Origin of the sequence: Vibrio inusitatus, assembly GCA_024346935.1 — a bacterium.
Classification (GTDB): domain Bacteria; phylum Pseudomonadota; class Gammaproteobacteria; order Enterobacterales; family Vibrionaceae; genus Vibrio; species Vibrio inusitatus.
The window spans coordinates 1,093,660-1,109,945 of sequence record AP024878.1 but is presented as its reverse complement, the minus strand read 5'-3'; the positions used below and the strand labels follow the sequence as shown (position 1 = coordinate 1,109,945).

14 protein-coding genes are annotated in these 16,286 nt (G+C 44.8%); 3 read left to right on the top strand and 11 right to left on the bottom strand.

Annotated elements, in window-relative coordinates; genetic code table 11:
• Window positions 1-171: 171 nt before the first annotated feature.
• Window positions 172-1,047: a protease HtpX gene (gene htpX, locus OCU48_RS05105; RefSeq protein ID WP_141344263.1), complete on the bottom strand. Its 876-nt coding sequence runs from the start codon at window positions 1,045-1,047 to the stop codon at window positions 172-174.
• 311 nt (window positions 1,048-1,358) lie between these two features.
• On the opposite strand from htpX, the gene OCU48_RS05100 reads away from it, so the two are divergent.
• Window positions 1,359-1,520, top strand: a complete 162-nt coding sequence (locus tag OCU48_RS05100) for a hypothetical protein (RefSeq protein WP_167496154.1) — start codon at window positions 1,359-1,361, stop codon at window positions 1,518-1,520.
• Between the two features lie 72 nt (window positions 1,521-1,592).
• Here the strand turns inward: OCU48_RS05100 and bioD are convergent, their stop codons facing one another.
• The 4 genes from bioD to bioB are packed head-to-tail and all read right to left on the bottom strand — an operon-like array spanning window position 1,593 to window position 5,269.
• Complete coding sequence (gene bioD / locus OCU48_RS05095; protein WP_141344262.1) at window positions 1,593-2,270, bottom strand: dethiobiotin synthase; 678 nt, start codon at window positions 2,268-2,270, stop codon at window positions 1,593-1,595.
• Entirely contained in the window at window positions 2,267-3,061 is a 795-nt protein-coding gene (gene bioC, locus OCU48_RS05090; protein WP_141344569.1) for a malonyl-ACP O-methyltransferase BioC, read from the bottom strand. The genes bioD and bioC overlap by 4 nt, the downstream gene beginning before the upstream one ends.
• A 2-nt stretch (window positions 3,062-3,063) precedes the next feature.
• A complete protein-coding gene (locus tag OCU48_RS05085; protein ID WP_141344568.1) occupies window positions 3,064-4,230 on the bottom strand; it encodes an 8-amino-7-oxononanoate synthase in 1,167 nt (388 codons plus the stop codon).
• Window positions 4,217-5,269, bottom strand: coding sequence for a biotin synthase BioB (bioB, locus tag OCU48_RS05080; RefSeq protein WP_141344261.1), 1,053 nt, complete (start codon window positions 5,267-5,269; stop codon window positions 4,217-4,219). Before bioB ends, OCU48_RS05085 begins: the two co-directional genes overlap by 14 nt.
• 149 nt (window positions 5,270-5,418) lie before the next feature.
• Here bioB and bioA point away from each other — a divergent pair, with 149 nt between their 5' ends.
• Window positions 5,419-6,702, top strand: coding sequence for an adenosylmethionine--8-amino-7-oxononanoate transaminase (gene bioA / locus OCU48_RS05075; RefSeq protein WP_141344260.1), 1,284 nt, complete (start codon window positions 5,419-5,421; stop codon window positions 6,700-6,702).
• Window positions 6,703-6,791: 89 nt separating this feature from the next.
• Here the strand turns inward: bioA and serS are convergent, their stop codons facing one another.
• The 5 genes from serS to lrp all read right to left on the bottom strand — a co-directional run bounded on the left by serS (window position 6,792) and on the right by lrp (window position 13,675).
• Window positions 6,792-8,099, bottom strand: coding sequence for a serine--tRNA ligase (gene serS / locus OCU48_RS05070; protein ID WP_141344259.1), 1,308 nt, complete (start codon window positions 8,097-8,099; stop codon window positions 6,792-6,794).
• An 84-nt stretch (window positions 8,100-8,183) separates the two neighbouring features.
• Window positions 8,184-9,530 carry a replication-associated recombination protein A gene (locus OCU48_RS05065; protein WP_141344258.1) on the bottom strand — a complete coding sequence of 449 codons (1,347 nt, stop codon included), beginning with the start codon at window positions 9,528-9,530 and terminating at the stop codon, window positions 8,184-8,186.
• 9 nt (window positions 9,531-9,539) lie between these two features.
• Complete coding sequence (gene lolA / locus OCU48_RS05060) at window positions 9,540-10,142, bottom strand: outer membrane lipoprotein periplasmic chaperone LolA (protein ID WP_141344257.1); 603 nt, start codon at window positions 10,140-10,142, stop codon at window positions 9,540-9,542.
• Window positions 10,143-10,174: 32 nt separating this feature from the next.
• Window positions 10,175-13,069 carry a DNA translocase FtsK 4TM domain-containing protein gene (locus OCU48_RS05055; protein WP_141344256.1) on the bottom strand — a complete coding sequence of 965 codons (2,895 nt, stop codon included), beginning with the start codon at window positions 13,067-13,069 and terminating at the stop codon, window positions 10,175-10,177.
• A 114-nt stretch (window positions 13,070-13,183) separates the two neighbouring features.
• Window positions 13,184-13,675 carry a leucine-responsive transcriptional regulator Lrp gene (gene lrp / locus OCU48_RS05050; protein WP_017027685.1) on the bottom strand — a complete coding sequence of 164 codons (492 nt, stop codon included), beginning with the start codon at window positions 13,673-13,675 and terminating at the stop codon, window positions 13,184-13,186.
• A gap of 157 nt (window positions 13,676-13,832) precedes the next feature.
• Here lrp and ald point away from each other — a divergent pair, with 157 nt between their 5' ends.
• Window positions 13,833-14,957 carry an alanine dehydrogenase gene (ald, locus tag OCU48_RS05045; RefSeq protein ID WP_141344255.1) on the top strand — a complete coding sequence of 375 codons (1,125 nt, stop codon included), beginning with the start codon at window positions 13,833-13,835 and terminating at the stop codon, window positions 14,955-14,957.
• 140 nt (window positions 14,958-15,097) lie between these two features.
• Here the strand turns inward: ald and OCU48_RS05040 are convergent, their stop codons facing one another.
• Window positions 15,098-16,285, bottom strand: a complete 1,188-nt coding sequence (locus tag OCU48_RS05040; RefSeq protein ID WP_141344254.1) for a methyltransferase — start codon at window positions 16,283-16,285, stop codon at window positions 15,098-15,100.
• Between the last annotated feature and the right edge of the window lies 1 nt (window position 16,286).

Here is a 16,286-nt window from a genome sequence, read left to right as displayed (position 1 = left end):
TTCCCTCCCCATCTGGTTTATTCAACCTTTATGACCAGAACGTTACTAGGTCTAGTTAAAGGTAGTGTATTTTATTAAAACTTACTTTAACTACGTGTTTTACAAAGCATTAGATCAAAAAAAAGCTTGGTTTTTACACCAAGCTTTTTCATCAAAAATATTGTTAGTAAATTAAAACTGTTGAGTGTTTCGCAATGCTTCAATTCGTTTGTCTAACGGTGGGTGAGACATAAGCAACTCTGTTAATGCGCTCTTACCGTTGATACCTAAGGCCATCATTGAGCCTTCTAGCTGAGGTTCATGACTTGTTTTGAGGCGCTCAAGAGCGGCAATCATCTTATGCTTGCCCACTAAATGTGCTGCACCTGCATCTGCATAAAATTCGCGCCTGCGGCTGTACCACATGGTGATAAAGCTTGCTAAGAATCCAAACACTAACTCCAAAACCATAGACACACCGAAATACACCATCATATTCGTGCCACCTTCGCCCTCGTCATTATTGTTGTTGGCAACCATGTTGGCAATGAAACGAGATAAGAAGATGACAAAGGTATTCACTACGCCTTGCATTAACGTCATTGTGACCATGTCACCATTCGCAATGTGGCTAACCTCATGTGCCAGTACCGCCTCTGCTTCGTCTTGAGTCATGCTGTTTAGCAGTCCAGTAGACACCGCGACTAATGAATCGTCACGCTTAGCACCGGTCGCAAATGCGTTAATATCTGCCGAGTCATAGACCGCAATCGTTGGCATACCAATACCTGCTTGCTGTGCTTGACGAGATACCGTTTCTAGCAACCAGTGTTCTGTTTGGTTGCGTGGGCTTTCTATCACCTGTCCACCAACAGAACGCAGCGCCATGCTCTTGGACATCATCAATGAAATGAAAGAGCCGCCAAAACCAAAGACTGCGGCCAACACTAGTAGACCTGATAGGCTACCGGATTGTATGCCTGTAAAAGCATAAACAAGGTTTAACACCACACTCAATACTGCGATTACAGCAAGGTTGGTCAGTAAAAATAACGCTACGCGCTTCATTCATTTTCTCCAAAGTAAGAAGCTAGAACAGTGTAATTATATTTCCAATCGAAGGCTGTAGACAAAGAAAAGTGTTCTTTGCTCCCAGAGGGGAGTCGCCATTGGGTTAGCCATTTTTTTGCTATTACATTCTATATATGAGGACGCGAAGCGAAAACTCAATAGCAGTAACAATTTGCGACAAAGTGAGAGTTCTGTTCGTAATTGACTATTTTTTTAACAAAGTGTCTTGCGTTAAATCAATGAATGGGTGTAAATATTAGCCATCGCATAGTTTTATTAACCAAGCATTAACAAAAAAGGAGTGAGTTATGGCTGATGGTACTGATCACGAAATGGCGTTGGACATACTTCGTTGTCACCTTGGAATGAGCAAAGAGGAAGCACTCAAAGAGTTGGGAATTTCTGATACAAAATCTGTAGAGCAACAGGTGTTAAGCGTTCAATCTCAACTGGCTCGAGACGCGCAGTAGTTTTAAGTAAAACATCAAAGAATGCCCTCTTCACAAAGAGGGCATTTTTCTTTTTAAACAATACCGATGTATTTATATGATCGAATCAAGATTAATATAATTACTGAGGTCTTTTTTCTTAACGCCTCGCATATAGGGAATTTCACCAATCTTAGGAGCGCCAATCTGCGACTCTAAAAATGTAATAATATCGCGATAATGCTCTTCACATGGATTCACTCGGTTAGCTACCCAACCGACAACGTCTAAACCGTCATTTCTGATTGCTTCTGCGGTCAAAATAGCATGACTTAAGCAGCCCAATTTGACACCTACCACTAGAATTACAGGCAGCTTCTCATCTGCAACCCATTCAGATAAGTAACGGTCGCCAGTGATAGGCACTCGCCAACCACCGGCACCCTCAACGAGTACAAAATCGGCATTTTTCTGATGTAGATGCAGTGTTTCAGATAACGCCACAGTATCGATAGGTTTATCATCGATTTCCGATGCTATATGAGGAGATGCAGGAGTCATTAACGCGGCAGGGTTCACTTCATCATAAGCAAGTTCAATGCTAGCGGCAGCTTGCAGATACAGGGCGTCTGAATTGCGAGCGCCATCTGTGGTCATTTCACAACCCGCAGCAACAGGCTTATAACCGACCGTCGAGAAACCTCTTGCATTAAATGCTTGCAACAAAGCTCGTGAAACAACCGTTTTACCTACATCAGTATCTGTTCCGGCAACGAAAATTGTCTTATTCATTTCTTTATTAACCCTAGGCAAACTTGGTAGGTTGCCGGTAATTTGAGATTGGTCTGAAATAATTTTTGATAGACCTGCTCAACCTTAACCAATGAGCTCTTTTTGGTTAGGCCATGTGAGCGGCCACCTATTTGAGTCGCACCTATGCCTTTTAAATCTTTCATCAGCTCAAAGGCGCTACGGTACCAATAGGTCATTTTTGCCAAGTCTACTTGAGAGCCATCACACTTCGATTGAGCCAACGCAATTTTTATTGCCTTTTTAGAGACAAACTCCCTTACATGTTGATACTGATCAACATAGCTCCATGCCTGCTTTAATTCGTCCAATGACCCTTTGGTCAATGTTGAGAACAGCACATGCCCCCCTACTTTACACACACGCCTCATTTCACGAATAGGAACGCTTAAATCCTCACACCATTGCAAAGCCAAACTTGAGACAACGTAGTCAAACTTGTCGTCTGTAAAAGGCAACGCTTCAGCATCACCTAAATAATAAGTCGCGTGGTCTCCACAACGTAATTTCGCTTGCTCTAACATTTTGTCAGACAGGTCTAAGGCAACCACCGTTGCTCCTCGTTGGGCGAGTTTTTCTGTGAGATAGCCCGTGCCACAACCTACATCCAAAATACGCTTACCTAGCAGGCTTATTGGCATCCTTTGCAGTAGCTTATCTACCACATCTCTTTGAAACTGAGCATGCTGATCATAACTAGGAGCAGCACGACCAAACGCACTCGCAATAGCCTGTTTTTCTGGTGTAGAAATCAATTCTCCCTCCAAGCCCATCACTAACCGCCCTCTTTGGCATGTTGATATTCAAACTGCTTAAGTGATTGAGCAAGTTTACTGACCTCTTCAACCGTATGATTCGCAGACAAAGTCACTCGAATCCGAGCTTTCCCTTGAGCCACTGTAGGCGGCCTAATCGCAGTTGCCCAAAGCCCTTGCTGACGCAAATAACAAGCCAAAGACATCGCTCTGTCTGTAGAGCCTGCTAAGTAAGGCTTTATGGGTGTTTGCGTATCGATATACCCAGGAAGATCGCCAAGCAGGCTCGAATAAGTATGTTGTAGTTCCGATAATTGATCGCGACGCCATTGTTGAGTGCGAGTAAGTTCTATTGCCTTGGTCACAACCACTGCCTGTGCTGGTAACATCGCCGTTGAATACACAAAATTGCGTGCATATTGTCGTAAATATTCAGCCGTAGATGAACTGCATAGAACCGCAGCACCATGCACGCCCAATGCTTTTCCAAAGGTAACCATCAGTAGTTGCGGCTTTATCAAAGATTCTTCGCAGCTGCCTTTGCCTTCCTTGCCTAATACGCCGATGCCATGGGCATCATCAACCATTAGCCAGCAATTTTGCTTTTGACACTGTGCTTGGATATTAGCAAGCGGGGCCCTATCCCCATCCATACTGAACACACCTTCGGTCACCACCAAACCTGCGCCATTGCGCTCAATCAGGTCATGTAAACGTTCAGTATTGTTATGAGGAAATCTAAATTGGGTCGCAGGGCTTAGTAGACCCGCTTCAATTAAAGAGGCGTGATTGAGTTTATCTTGGTATATACAGTCACTTTTCTCGAGTAACGCAAAGAGGACCGCTTGATTGGCACTAAATCCTGAATTAAATAATACCGCCTGTTCAAATCCAAGCCAGTCACATAGAGTGTCTTGTAACTCGTGATGTGCATAGGAGAACCCAGTCACCATAGGAGAGGCTGCGCTACCGATACCATAACGATCCACCGCTGTTTTCCATGTTGCTTTCAAAGCGTCATGATTCGCCAAACCAAGATAATCATTGCTAGAGAAATTCGTAAAACTTTGCTTAGCGACTTTGATTTGGGTCGTATTTCCGCCGTGAACAGGACTTAGAGTTCTAAGCAACCCCTGTTCACGTCTTTGCTGCAGAGCGCTAGTGATACGTGATTCAAACAGTGGCATCGTAAAAAATGTCATCTTTAGTGGGTCTAGCCGCCACCCTTTCATTCACCTTTTCAAGCAACTCATGCTCTTGGATCTGATCCGGTTTCTGGCTAGTTGCGAGTGTATTAATACCCAGCTTTTTGAATAACTGCATATCGCTATCTTCATCAGGATTAGGCGTTGTAAGCAGCTTACACCCATAGAAAATCGAGTTTGCACCCGCCATGAAGCACAGTGCTTGCATCTGCTCGTTCATATTTTCTCGACCTGCCGATAAACGCACAGCCGATTCAGGCATCATGATACGCGCAATGGCAATCAGTTTGATGAACTCAAAGGGATCGACATCCTCTACATCTTGCAGTGGCGTACCTTTCACTTTAACCAACATATTGATAGGAACGCTCTCAGGGTGAACGGGTAAGTTAGCTAATTCAGCCAAGAGGCCTGCACGATCTGCTGTTCCCTCGCCCATACCTATGATACCTCCAGAGCAGATCTTCATTCCGGCATCACGCACATGCGATAGGGTATCTAAGCGGTCTTGATAGGTTCGTGTAGTGATGATGTTGCCATAATACTCTGGCGAGGTGTCCAGGTTGTGGTTGTAATAATCTAGCCCCGCAGTAGAAAGCTCTGATGCTTGCTCAGGCGTTAACATGCCCAAAGTCATGCAGGTTTCTAAACCTAGAGACTTCACACCCTTGATCATATCTGTCAGCAAAGGCATATCACGCGCTTTAGGGTTCTTCCAAGCAGCTCCCATACAGAAACGAGTAGAGCCTGAGTGTTTTGCCTTCTCTGCCGCTTCTAATACTCGCTCTACTTCCATCAATCGTTCTTTATCGACATCTGTACGATAGTGAGCACTTTGCGGACAATACTTACAATCTTCCGGACACGCCCCTGTTTTTATCGAAAGTAAGGTACTGACTTGCACATAGTTGTGTTGTTGGTGCTTACGATGAATGGTCTGTGCTTGATACAACAGATCCATAAATGGGAGATTGAGTAATTGCTGGACCTCTTCAACTGTCCAATCATGACGAGCTTCCACACTGTTATCCTTTTCTAAATGCATTGTACAAACGGCATTATTTTTAATGCTCTGTTGCTTGGCTAGTCTAACCTGAAGCGTTACACTGTCAACATCGCAAGGATAACTTTGTTTACTAACGTACAATAATTATACAATTTGGCTCTTTTATGGATTTAAGCTTCGATAAGAAACACCTTTGGCACCCGTATACCTCAACTCTCAACCCTCTCACTTGTTACCCCGTCTCATCCGCATCCGGCGTTGAATTGACATTAGAAGATGGCACCCAACTTATTGACGGTATGTCGTCGTGGTGGTCTGCAATACATGGCTACTCACATCCAAAATTAAATGCAGCGGCTCATCAACAAATAGAGGCTATGTCTCATGTTATGTTTGGCGGTATTACTCACGAACCTGCAATTCGGTTAGGTAAAAAACTCCTCGAACTTGCACCAAAAAACCTTCAGCACATCTTTCTCGCTGATTCTGGGTCTGTCGCCGTTGAAGTGGGCCTTAAGATGGCACTGCAGTATTGGCACTCGTTGGGTGAACCTCGTTCCAAGTTTCTTACTTTAAGGCACGGATATCATGGAGACACTTTTGCAGCAATGTCGGTGACGGATCCGAATAACTCAATGCATTCGCTCTACAAAGGCTTTTTGCCCGAGCACATCTTTGTAGATTCTCCTCTGTGTGGCTTCTTTGATGATTGGGATGAATCAGATATAGCACCAATGCAAGATGCCCTTAAAATCCAACATCACGACATAGCAGCTATCATTCTAGAACCAATAGTCCAAGGCGCAGGAGGCATGCGTCTCTATCATCCAACGTACTTAAAGCGTGTCCGAGAGCTCTGTAACCATTACGGTATCTTGCTCATCATTGATGAAATTGCGACTGGCTTTGGGCGAACAGGGAAAATGTTTGCTGTTGAGCATGCCGCTATAGAACCTGATATTTTATGTGTGGGTAAGGCTTTGACAGGGGGATATATGACCCTCTCTGCAACGCTCGCTACACCCACGGTTGCCAACACTGTCTGCGGTGGCGAGGCAGGTTGCTTTATGCATGGCCCTACCTTCATGGGTAACCCGTTAGCTTGCGCCGTGGCATCCGCAAGTTTAGAAATACTGCAGTCTGGAAAATGGCAGCAACAAGTTACCGTAATTGAGAAGCAACTATCCCAATCACTCCCCCAGTTATCTAACTATGAACTTGTGAAAGAGATACGTTACCTAGGTGCTATCGGAGTGGTAGAAACACATAAACCGGTAAATATGGAGAAGATACAAGCGCACTTTGTTGAACAAGGAGTGTGGATACGTCCATTTGGTAAGCTTATTTATATTATGCCGCCTTACATTATCACACCGAGCGATTTGCAAAAGCTGATAAGAGCTATTGAAAATGCAGTGCAAGATGAGCGCCTATTTCACAACAATTAACTCACACCATTTACCCTTAAGACCGACCGATTTCTGATAGGCATAAAAAAGCCGGCTAACAAGTAGCCGGCTTTTCATACAATCAGCGATTAACCAATGTGGGTTTGACCACCCATGTATGGTTGAAGTGCAGCAGGGATCTCGATACGACCGTCCGCTTGCTGGTAGTTTTCTAAAATAGCCACCATGGTACGACCTACCGCTAGGCCTGAGCCATTCAGTGTATGTAGAAGCTCTGGCTTCTTCTCACCCTTACGACGGAAACGTGCTTGCATGCGACGTGCTTGGAAATCCCAAGTGTTCGAGCAAGAAGATATTTCACGGTACGTTTTCTGCGCTGGTACCCAGACTTCTAGGTCATAAGTCTTGCGAGCGCCAAAGCCCATATCGCCAGTACAAAGAACCACTTTACGATAAGGAAGTTCTAGCAGCTGAAGTACCTTCTCAGCGTGTCCTGTCAGTTCTTCCAAAGCATTCATAGAATCTTCTGGACGAGTGATCTGAACAAGCTCAACTTTGTCGAACTGATGCATACGGATAAGGCCACGTGTATCACGACCATAAGAGCCAGCTTCAGAGCGGAAACATGGTGTGTGTGCTGTCATCTTGATTGGCAGATCTGCTTCATCAACGATGGTATCACGAACCATATTAGTCACTGGAACTTCTGCAGTTGGAATAAGAGAAAGCTTACGAGGCTCTTCGTCATTCACTTTTTCTGTTAGTGGTTCAGTGTGGAATAGGTCTTCACCAAATTTAGGTAATTGACCTGTGCCAAATAGGCTGTCTGAATTCACTAGGTAAGGCACGTACATTTCTGTATAACCGTGCTCATCAGTGTGCAGATTCAACATGAACTGTGCGATAGCACGATGAAGACGAGCAAATTGTCCCTTCATCACGATAAAACGCGCACCTGTGATTTTAGTGGCGCTAGCAAAATCTAAACCACCGGCCATCTCACCAAGATCTACGTGATCTTTTACTTCAAAATCATACTCTCTTGGCGTGCCCCAACGAGAAACTTCTACGTTCTCATTTTCGTCTTTGCCATTTGGTACAGAGTCGTCCGGAAGGTTAGGTACAGAAAGCGTAATGTCTTCTAGCTGAGCTTGAACTGCTGCTAGTTCCACTTTCTTAGCGTCTAGATCTGAACCAAGAGTACCGATTTGTTTCTTGATCTCTTCAGCGCCCTCTTTATCGCCAGCCGCCATTTTTTGGCCTATTTGCTTGGAGATAGAGTTACGTGAGGATTGCAAGTTTTCAACATCAACTTGAATAGCTTTACGCTTTTCTTCTAGTTGGCGAATGGTATCAACGTCTAAGGTAAAGCCTCGACGCGCTAGTTTTGCTGCTGTTTCGTCCAGCTCTGTACGAAATAATTTAGAATCTAGCATTGCTAATCCTGCGTGTAGTTAACGATAACTCTCAAGGAGCTAAAAAGGGTAAAATTTCAATCGAACAAAGATATCTAAAAAACACTACTTTTTGTAGCGCTTTCGTGTGCTTTTTTCGTCTAAAGAATGGAGATAGTTCAGCTTTTCAGCAATTTTTGTTTCAAGACCACGATTTTCTGGAAAATAGTAGCGAGTCTCACTCATTTCTGGAGGAAAGTAGCATTCCCCTGCAGCGTAGGCTCCGGGTTCGTCATGAGCATAACGATACTCCTCACCATAGCCAAGCTCTTGCATTAATTTCGTCGGTGCATTGCGAAGATGATGTGGTACTTCTAATTCGGATGTATCGTCGGCATCTTGCAGTGCTTGTTTCCACGCTTTATAAACAGCGTTACTTTTTGGTGCACATGCTAAATAAACGACAGCCTGCGCCAATGCCCTTTCGCCTTCTGCTGGGCCTATGCGAGTGAAGCAATCCCAAGCACTAATAGCCACTTGCATAGCACGCGGGTCGGCATTACCAATGTCCTCTGATGCAATAGCCAGCAGACGACGGGCAATATACAAAGGGTCACAACCGGCCTTAATCATACGAGCACTCCAATACAACGCCCCATCAGGATTCGAGCCTCGAATTGATTTATGCACTGCAGAAATTAGGTCGTACCAAATATCACCTTTGTTATCAAAGCGTGCCACCTTAGATCCTGCTACTTGTGCAAGCAATTCAAGGTCTATTTGTTTGACGCCATTTTTTTCTGGCGCCATATCAAACAGTAATTCTAAATAGTTCAGCGCCATACGCGCATCACCACTAACAAGCTCAGCTAATCTCTGGTCGCTCTCTCCGACAAACTCAGCCTTAAGCTTACCGAAACCACGCTCATCATCACTTAAGGCCTGCTGAATCACTTGTTCGATATCTTGCGTGTTTAGAGAGGCAAGCTTATACACTCGTGCTCGCGATAGCAGTGCGTTATTTAGTTCAAAGGATGGGTTTTCGGTGGTTGCTCCGATAAAGGTAACCGTTCCGTCTTCAATATGTGGCAAAAAGGCATCTTGCTGGCTTTTATTAAAGCGATGCACCTCATCAACAAACAAGATGGTGCGATGGCCTGCCATCTTGTTGTCACGAGCCTTTTCAATAGCGGCTCGGATATCCTTTACACCGGAAGTAACCGCAGATACGCGCTCTACCCTAGCATCGGCATAACTTGCAGCTACCTCTGCTAATGTCGTTTTCCCTGTACCCGGTGGGCCCCACAGAATCATGGAATGCAGTTGCCCTGCCTGCAAAGCTCGATACAAGGGCTTGTCCGAACCTAAGACATGTTGTTGACCTATATACTCCTCAAGGGTTCTTGGGCGCATACGCGCAGCAAGAGGACGAAAATCCTCACCCGTAGAGAAATCAAATTGCATATTGCTCATGATATAGGTTTAGTTACGTTGATCGTCAACTTCAACCCCATTAGGGATCTCAAACACAAAGCGCGACTTAGCGGGAACTTCTGAGCGATAGTCATTAAACGTAAACTTGCTACGCTGACCATCTTGCTCCACTACATTAAAGCCAGAGATCGCTCCCGCGTCATTAATGTCAATCTGAAACTGCCCCTGTGTTGAGGTTTCATCCGTTGGCGTTAAAGTGAAGCGATCGCCATTTTGAATAACGTTGTATTTGTCCCAATCACTCGCTTTATTGCGTGTTAGCAGTACAAACGGCGTTTGCTCGGTCGCTTGCTCTTGCCAATAGATACTCACTTGCTCAATAAACGGGCTGTAGTACCACAATGTTTCACCATTGGATACCAACACATTTTCGTCAGGCGTATTGGTCGTCCAACGAAATAGGCTAGGCCTAGCAATCTCAACGGAGCCTGTCCCTTCCATTACCACGTCATCATCAGGGCTTATCACAGTTTGTGAAAACTGCGCGGTAAAACCATCAGTTTTATCTAAGCGTTGAACTAGTTCTTGTTGAGGGTTGGCAGACACAACGCCCGATACCAACACCAATAAACTCATTACTAATTTTTTCATACTACTCTCAAAATATCGGGCCAAAAGCCCTATTACATATCTTTAATTGGCGGCGGTGCGAGCACTTCTCGGTTACCATTATGCCCTGGGGCCGACACGATACCTTGTGCTTCAAGTTGCTCTACTATACGAGCTGCTCGGTTGTAACCGATCTTAAACTTGCGCTGTACACCGGAAACAGAGCCACGGCGAGTTTCCGTAACATGCTCAACCACTTGGTCAAACAGTGGATCAGTGTCCTCTTCCCCTTCCATTTTTTCACCTGGAAGTAAGGTTTCTGGTGAAGGGTCACCCTTGGTAATTTCATCGATGTATTGCGGCTTACCCCGCGCCTTCCAGTCATTCACAACCGCATGCACATCATCATCAGAAGCAAACGCACCATGCACACGAATGGTGTGGCTAGAGCCAGGTGGTAGATACAACATATCACCCATGCCTAATAACGACTCGGCACCACCTTGATCGAGAATGGTTCGAGAATCTGTTTTTGTCGATACCGTAAACGCTACACGAGTTGGGATGTTTGCCTTAATCAGACCTGTAATCACATCCACTGATGGACGCTGAGTTGCCAGAATAAGGTGAATACCCGCTGCACGAGCCTTTTGCGCTATTCGAGCAATAAGCTCTTCAACCTTCTTACCTACAACCATGATGAGATCGGCAAATTCATCAACCACAACCACGATGTAAGGCAGTTTTTCAAGAAGTGGCGCTTCTTGATCCATACTGTCACCAGGCTGCCAAAGAGGATCGTGAATTGGATGCCCTGCATCTGCAGCCATTTTCAACTTCTCGTTAAAGCCTTTAAGGTTTCTTACGCCTAGGGCGGACATCAGTTTGTAGCGACGCTCCATCTCACCTACACACCAGCGCAGGGCGTTCGATGCATCCTTCATATCGGTAACCACTTCGGATAACAGATGAGGAATGCCCTCGTAAATAGAAAGCTCCAGCATTTTCGGGTCAATCATGATGAAACGCACATCATCTGGTGTTGATTTGTACAACATACTCAGAATCATGACGTTCACCCCTACAGACTTACCAGAGCCTGTAGTACCTGCCACTAATACATGGGGCATCTTAGATAGGTCGGCCACAACGGCTTCGCCGGCAATGTCTTGACCAAGAACCACTGCAGTTGGTGACTTGTTTTCAATAAATTGTGAGCTACAAATTACATCAGACAAAAATACAGTCTGACGGGTCATATTAGGTAGTTCCAAACCTACATATGGCTTACCCGGTATCACTTCAACAACACGCACCGCCAATGCAGACAAAGAACGCGCAAGGTCCATAGACAAGCTAGAGATTCTTGATACTTTGACCCCTGGCGCTAGGTCTAGTTCAAATCGTGTAATTACTGGACCTGGGAAAATGCCCACAACCACTGCCTTAATTTTATAATCGGCCAGTTTGGATTCAACAAGTCTCGCTATGTTTTGCAATGCTTCTCTATCGATGTGATTTTCACGTTTTTCAGGATGATATAACAGTTCCAGTGTCGGCATTGGACTGGTTGGCACAGGAAGGTCAGCATCTTTGCGAATCAAAAAAGGATTTTGAGAAGCTGCCTGCTTAGCCTTTGCATCGGCGACCTGTTTAGCGAAAGCCTCAGCGTCTGTTAACTCTTCAACAACGACTTCCTCGCTATTTTGCTCTTGCTCTGAGACAGTATTTTTATCTTCCACCTGTTCAAGTGACTCTATAGAGATGCTTGGCTCTGGTTTTTCTGATTCTTCGACAATATCAAAATCAGAAGAGTCTCCAACAAGCTCTACGTCATGATTGTGTGAATGCTCATGATTCTCTTCAAGTAAGGGATCACTTTCCAGCGTCGGTGGCTGGAAGCTTGGTTTATCTTCTACTAACTCTTCTGTTGCAGAAAAATGCTCTTCCACCTCAGGAATCACCATTTCTGGTGTTGGGTCTTGGCTCAACTCAGGAGACTGTGCAACGGTATTGATTACCGGCTCTTCCGTATCTGCATAGTCATTGGCTAACTGCGCATCACGCTCAAGTTGATCAATAGGCGCATTGAGATTGCTGGTTCTATCGAAGGTAAAGCTTTCTTCTTCGCTATCCTCTGGCATATAGATCTTGTACGGGGTTTCTTCTGTTTGAACTTCGTCAGATGACGCAAATAATGGATCGTCTGATGTCGTAGCTTCAATATTTCCAGACAGAGGCTGTGCCGTTTCTGGGGAAGTATCCGCGTAAACCAATTTTTGATCGTCAAGGCGTGTAGGTTCAAGCACTTGCTCTTTATCACCACGCACAAAGTTCAAACAATAGGTAACACACCACAAGGTTCCCTGACCGATTCTTTCAACAATCGAAAGCCAAGAAATACCGGTGAACAAAGTGAAAGACGCTCCCCAGAAAAACAGTAGAGCAAGTGTGCTACCTAGAGTGTTTAGCGTAGGCAACGCCAGACTGGTAATCACATCACCCACTACGCCACCTGATGAGAAATACCAGATGTCATCAAAGTTTAAATCTGCTAAACCACAACTGGTTACGATAAGCAGTGCACCGCCAAGCAGTCGCGTGCCCCACAGCATCAAGTCCACAGGTTCAGTGTCCGTACGTTTACGAAATACAATCCAAGAAAGTAGAACGACTATAGCGGGAACAAAATAGGCAAGCACACCAAAGATGAATAGCAATGTATCGCCTATCCAAGCACCCATTAAGCCACCCGCATTTTTCACCTCTCCGCCCCAGGCGGTTTGAGACCATGAAGGATCTGCTGGATTAAAGGTGATCAGTGATACTGCCATAAGGACGGCAAGCAATACGCCAATGATAAGACACCCTTCTCGAAGGCGTTGAATGCCGGTGAGATTGGGTTTGGCTTTGTGAGGAGACTTGTGAACTATTGTTCGAATTTTGAGATTTCTTTTCAACATATCCATTGCATGCGGGTCTTAGTCTGATAAACGACACGAGCGACTAATGTCGCCCGTGATTATTTTCATTTAAACACATGCTGAGGTAAAGCCCAAATAGAACCTCGGTGAATCAGCAATTTAGCGAGTTTTTATCACTAGGTTATTGCTCTGCTTCACTTCTTCCATAACAACATATGTACGAGTGTCGTTAACACCCGGTAGACGCAGTAGCGTGTCGCCTAACAGTTTGCGATAAGCGCCCATGTCAGATACACGTGTTTTTAACAGGTAATCGAAATCACCAGAAACAAGATGACACTCTTGAATATCATCTAATTTTTGCACAGCAGTATTGAACTGCTCAAATACATCAGGCGCTCCACGATTTAAGGTGATCTCTACAAATACTAATAGAGAAGCATCCAAATATTGTGGGTTAAGTTGCGCAGTGTATCCTAAAATATAACCTTGACGCTCAAGACGTCTTACCCTTTCCAAGCAAGGGGTTGGCGACAAACCAACACGCTTAGACAGTTCTACGTTAGAGATTCGGCCATCTTTCTGCAGTTCATTGAGAATATTTCTGTCTATACGGTCCAGTTCCTTGGACGGTTTACTCGCTTCTAACATAGTTTTGTTCCACCTTTTTACTTCCTTGCAACAACATACACTACAATATAAAAATATTCAGCATCAAATTTTGAATAAACAGCTTTATACTAGTTTATAACACCCCACATAAGCAATTTATGCAGTTACTATAACTAGAAAACAACAAGGAGTCAGGATGATCATTGGTATCCCTAAAGAGATTAAGAACCATGAGTACCGAGTTGGTATGGTCCCAGCCAGCGTGAGAGAAGTTATCTCTAACGGACACCAAGTTATTGTCGAAACGCTAGCCGGCAGCGGCATAGGTTTCAGCGACGATGATTATATCGCAGCAGGTGCATCCATTCTTCCAACCGCAACGGAAATTTTTGCTCAGGCAGAAATGATCGTAAAGGTAAAAGAACCTCAGGCCATTGAGCGAGCAATGCTTCGCGAAGGGCAAATATTGTTTACTTATTTACACTTAGCTCCTGATTTTCCACAAACTGAGGAACTAATCAATAGCAAAGCGGTATGCATTGCGTATGAAACCGTGACCGACCGCTTAAATCAGCTACCTCTTCTTGCTCCAATGTCAGAAGTTGCTGGCAGAATGTCCATCCAAGCCGGCGCACAAGCTTTAGAGAAATCGAATGCTGGAAGAGGCCTTTTACTAGGCGGCGTACCCGGTGTTGAGCCTGCAAAAGTAGTAGTGATTGGCGGTGGTGTCGTTGGCTCCAACGCAGCACGAATGGCTGTAGGTATGCGTGCTGACGTGACTATTCTTGACCGCAACATTGATACTCTTCGCACTCTTGATGAAGAATTTCAAGGCCGAGCAAAAGTCGTCTATTCCACTGAAGAAGCGCTAAGTCGCCATGTGTTAGATGCTGATCTCGTGATCGGAGCGGTACTGATTCCAGGCGCAGCTGCGCCAAAACTTGTTACAAAAAAACATATTGAATCAATGAAACCAGGGGCTGCAATTGTTGATGTTGCCATTGACCAAGGTGGCTGTTTTGAAACATCTCACGCCACTACCCATGCCGATCCAATCTATATTGTCGATGATGTGGTGCATTACTGCGTAGCAAATATGCCTGGCGCCGTAGCAAGAACCTCAACCTTCGCCCTTAATAACGCGACCCTGCCTTATATCATCAAACTGGCAAACAAGGGCTACAAACAAGCACTAACAGAAGACAAAGGCTTCTTGAACGGCCTTAACGTCATTCATGGCATCGTGACTTGCAAAGAAGTCGCTGAAAACTTCAATTTGGAATATGTTGAGCCAAGCAAGGCCATAGAGTTATTTGCTTAACAAGTACTGCTAACTAACAGCATGTAAAGATTAACACCCTACATGCTGTTAGCTAGACTCTAGATGTCGAAGGCCTGTTGAGTAGATGTCCGATAAGAGACTTCGGGCATGACTGTGTTTGACCTAATGATTTAAATCTGTCAGCTATTAGATGCGTGTATAAGAATATTCCGCGGCGTTATTTTTTTCTCGCAAAATTCAGTTAAATGTACCTGATAGCCATGCTCTTGCAGATATAGCGATTTGTCTAAGATCAGCCACATTTCTAGTGGTCGATGAAAAGCCATTTGCACTAAGCTGAGTTTTTCCATTCGTACAAAACGCTCCTCACCGATCTTTTGATAACGCAGAAAGTCGCATTCCGGAAGCTTTAAGCCTTTTCGCTCAGATGCCCATTTACAAAACTCAATAAACCCAAGCTGAAGCTGAGATTTCTTAACGCTAGGAATAGGCTGATACTCATTTAAACCTAACTCTTCTCGTAAAAGCTCATCTAGACCCAGTCGGTAACTCATTTCTTGATATCTATGGCGCTCCACTCTCTCACCACCAGTCACCGTTTCTTGCAATGGAATTCGTAACTCTGACTTAGACAAGGTCAATCTTGACTGTTTAGCTAATCTAGAAAGAGGCTGATACTGCTCTCCTTGTATCAAGTGATAACAACAAGGCGCGATTGATAGTGCGGCTAACTGGTAATCCATTGCGTGCTTCATCAGAGAAACATGTAGATCTCCACACGCATGCAATGCCACCGCGTGTTGCTTTTTATTGAAGACATGTTGATGGTCACAGCTAAAGGCATCGCCTTGAACAAAAGTGACTGGAAGGTTTTGCTTATGAGCCTCAGCCTGCCCATGTTCGCAAAGTGCTTGTTGCCACTCAAAGCTTGTCACTGTCTGCCCAGAGTGGTGCGCAAGTATTCGCCCTAAGAATCCCTTACCCGCACACCACTCCAACCATTCAATACCAGAATGAGCTAAGAGTACTTGCGACCCCATTGACGTGATTTGCTCTAATTTTCGCCCTGGTATACCAGTGGTAAGGTGAGAATCAAGGTCTAGAGGCGTGGCCGATGAACCTTCAAGCGCAACCATAGGCTCTATATCCGTAAGTTCAGGAATATATTGCTGTAATTGCAGGTACACCCGAGAAACATCGTGCTTGAGGGTACTCACATCAGATGCAGATAAGGTATCAAGCCAAGTTGCTAACGGCGTATCCGCAAATCGGTGCTGGCGAGAGCGACTTTCATGGAAAGGCTCAAAACGCCAAAAATGTTGGCAATTAAGCAATAGATGATCGAGCGGTGTAAAGTGTGTGAGCATG

Excerpts from the sequence above, each read along its gene's own strand:
- OCU48_RS05100 (WP_167496154.1), top strand. The coding sequence starts at position 1,359 with ATGGCTGATGGTACTGATCACGAAATGGCGTTGGACATACTTCGTTGT.
- ald (WP_141344255.1), top strand. The coding sequence starts at position 13,833 with ATGATCATTGGTATCCCTAAAGAGATTAAGAACCATGAGTACCGAGTT.
- bioC (WP_141344569.1), bottom strand. The coding sequence starts at position 3,061 with ATGGGCTTGGAGGGAGAATTGATTTCTACACCAGAAAAACAGGCTATT.
- lolA (WP_141344257.1), bottom strand. The coding sequence starts at position 10,142 with ATGAAAAAATTAGTAATGAGTTTATTGGTGTTGGTATCGGGCGTTGTG.
- htpX (WP_141344263.1), bottom strand. The coding sequence starts at position 1,047 with ATGAAGCGCGTAGCGTTATTTTTACTGACCAACCTTGCTGTAATCGCA.
- OCU48_RS05040 (WP_141344254.1), bottom strand. The coding sequence starts at position 16,285 with ATGCTCACACACTTTACACCGCTCGATCATCTATTGCTTAATTGCCAA.
- OCU48_RS05085 (WP_141344568.1), bottom strand. The coding sequence starts at position 4,230 with ATGCCACTGTTTGAATCACGTATCACTAGCGCTCTGCAGCAAAGACGT.
- OCU48_RS05065 (WP_141344258.1), bottom strand. The coding sequence starts at position 9,530 with ATGAGCAATATGCAATTTGATTTCTCTACGGGTGAGGATTTTCGTCCT.
- OCU48_RS05055 (WP_141344256.1), bottom strand. The coding sequence starts at position 13,069 with ATGGATATGTTGAAAAGAAATCTCAAAATTCGAACAATAGTTCACAAG.
- bioD (WP_141344262.1), bottom strand. The coding sequence starts at position 2,270 with ATGAATAAGACAATTTTCGTTGCCGGAACAGATACTGATGTAGGTAAA.
- serS (WP_141344259.1), bottom strand. The coding sequence starts at position 8,099 with ATGCTAGATTCTAAATTATTTCGTACAGAGCTGGACGAAACAGCAGCA.
- bioA (WP_141344260.1), top strand. The coding sequence starts at position 5,419 with ATGGATTTAAGCTTCGATAAGAAACACCTTTGGCACCCGTATACCTCA.
- lrp (WP_017027685.1), bottom strand. The coding sequence starts at position 13,675 with ATGTTAGAAGCGAGTAAACCGTCCAAGGAACTGGACCGTATAGACAGA.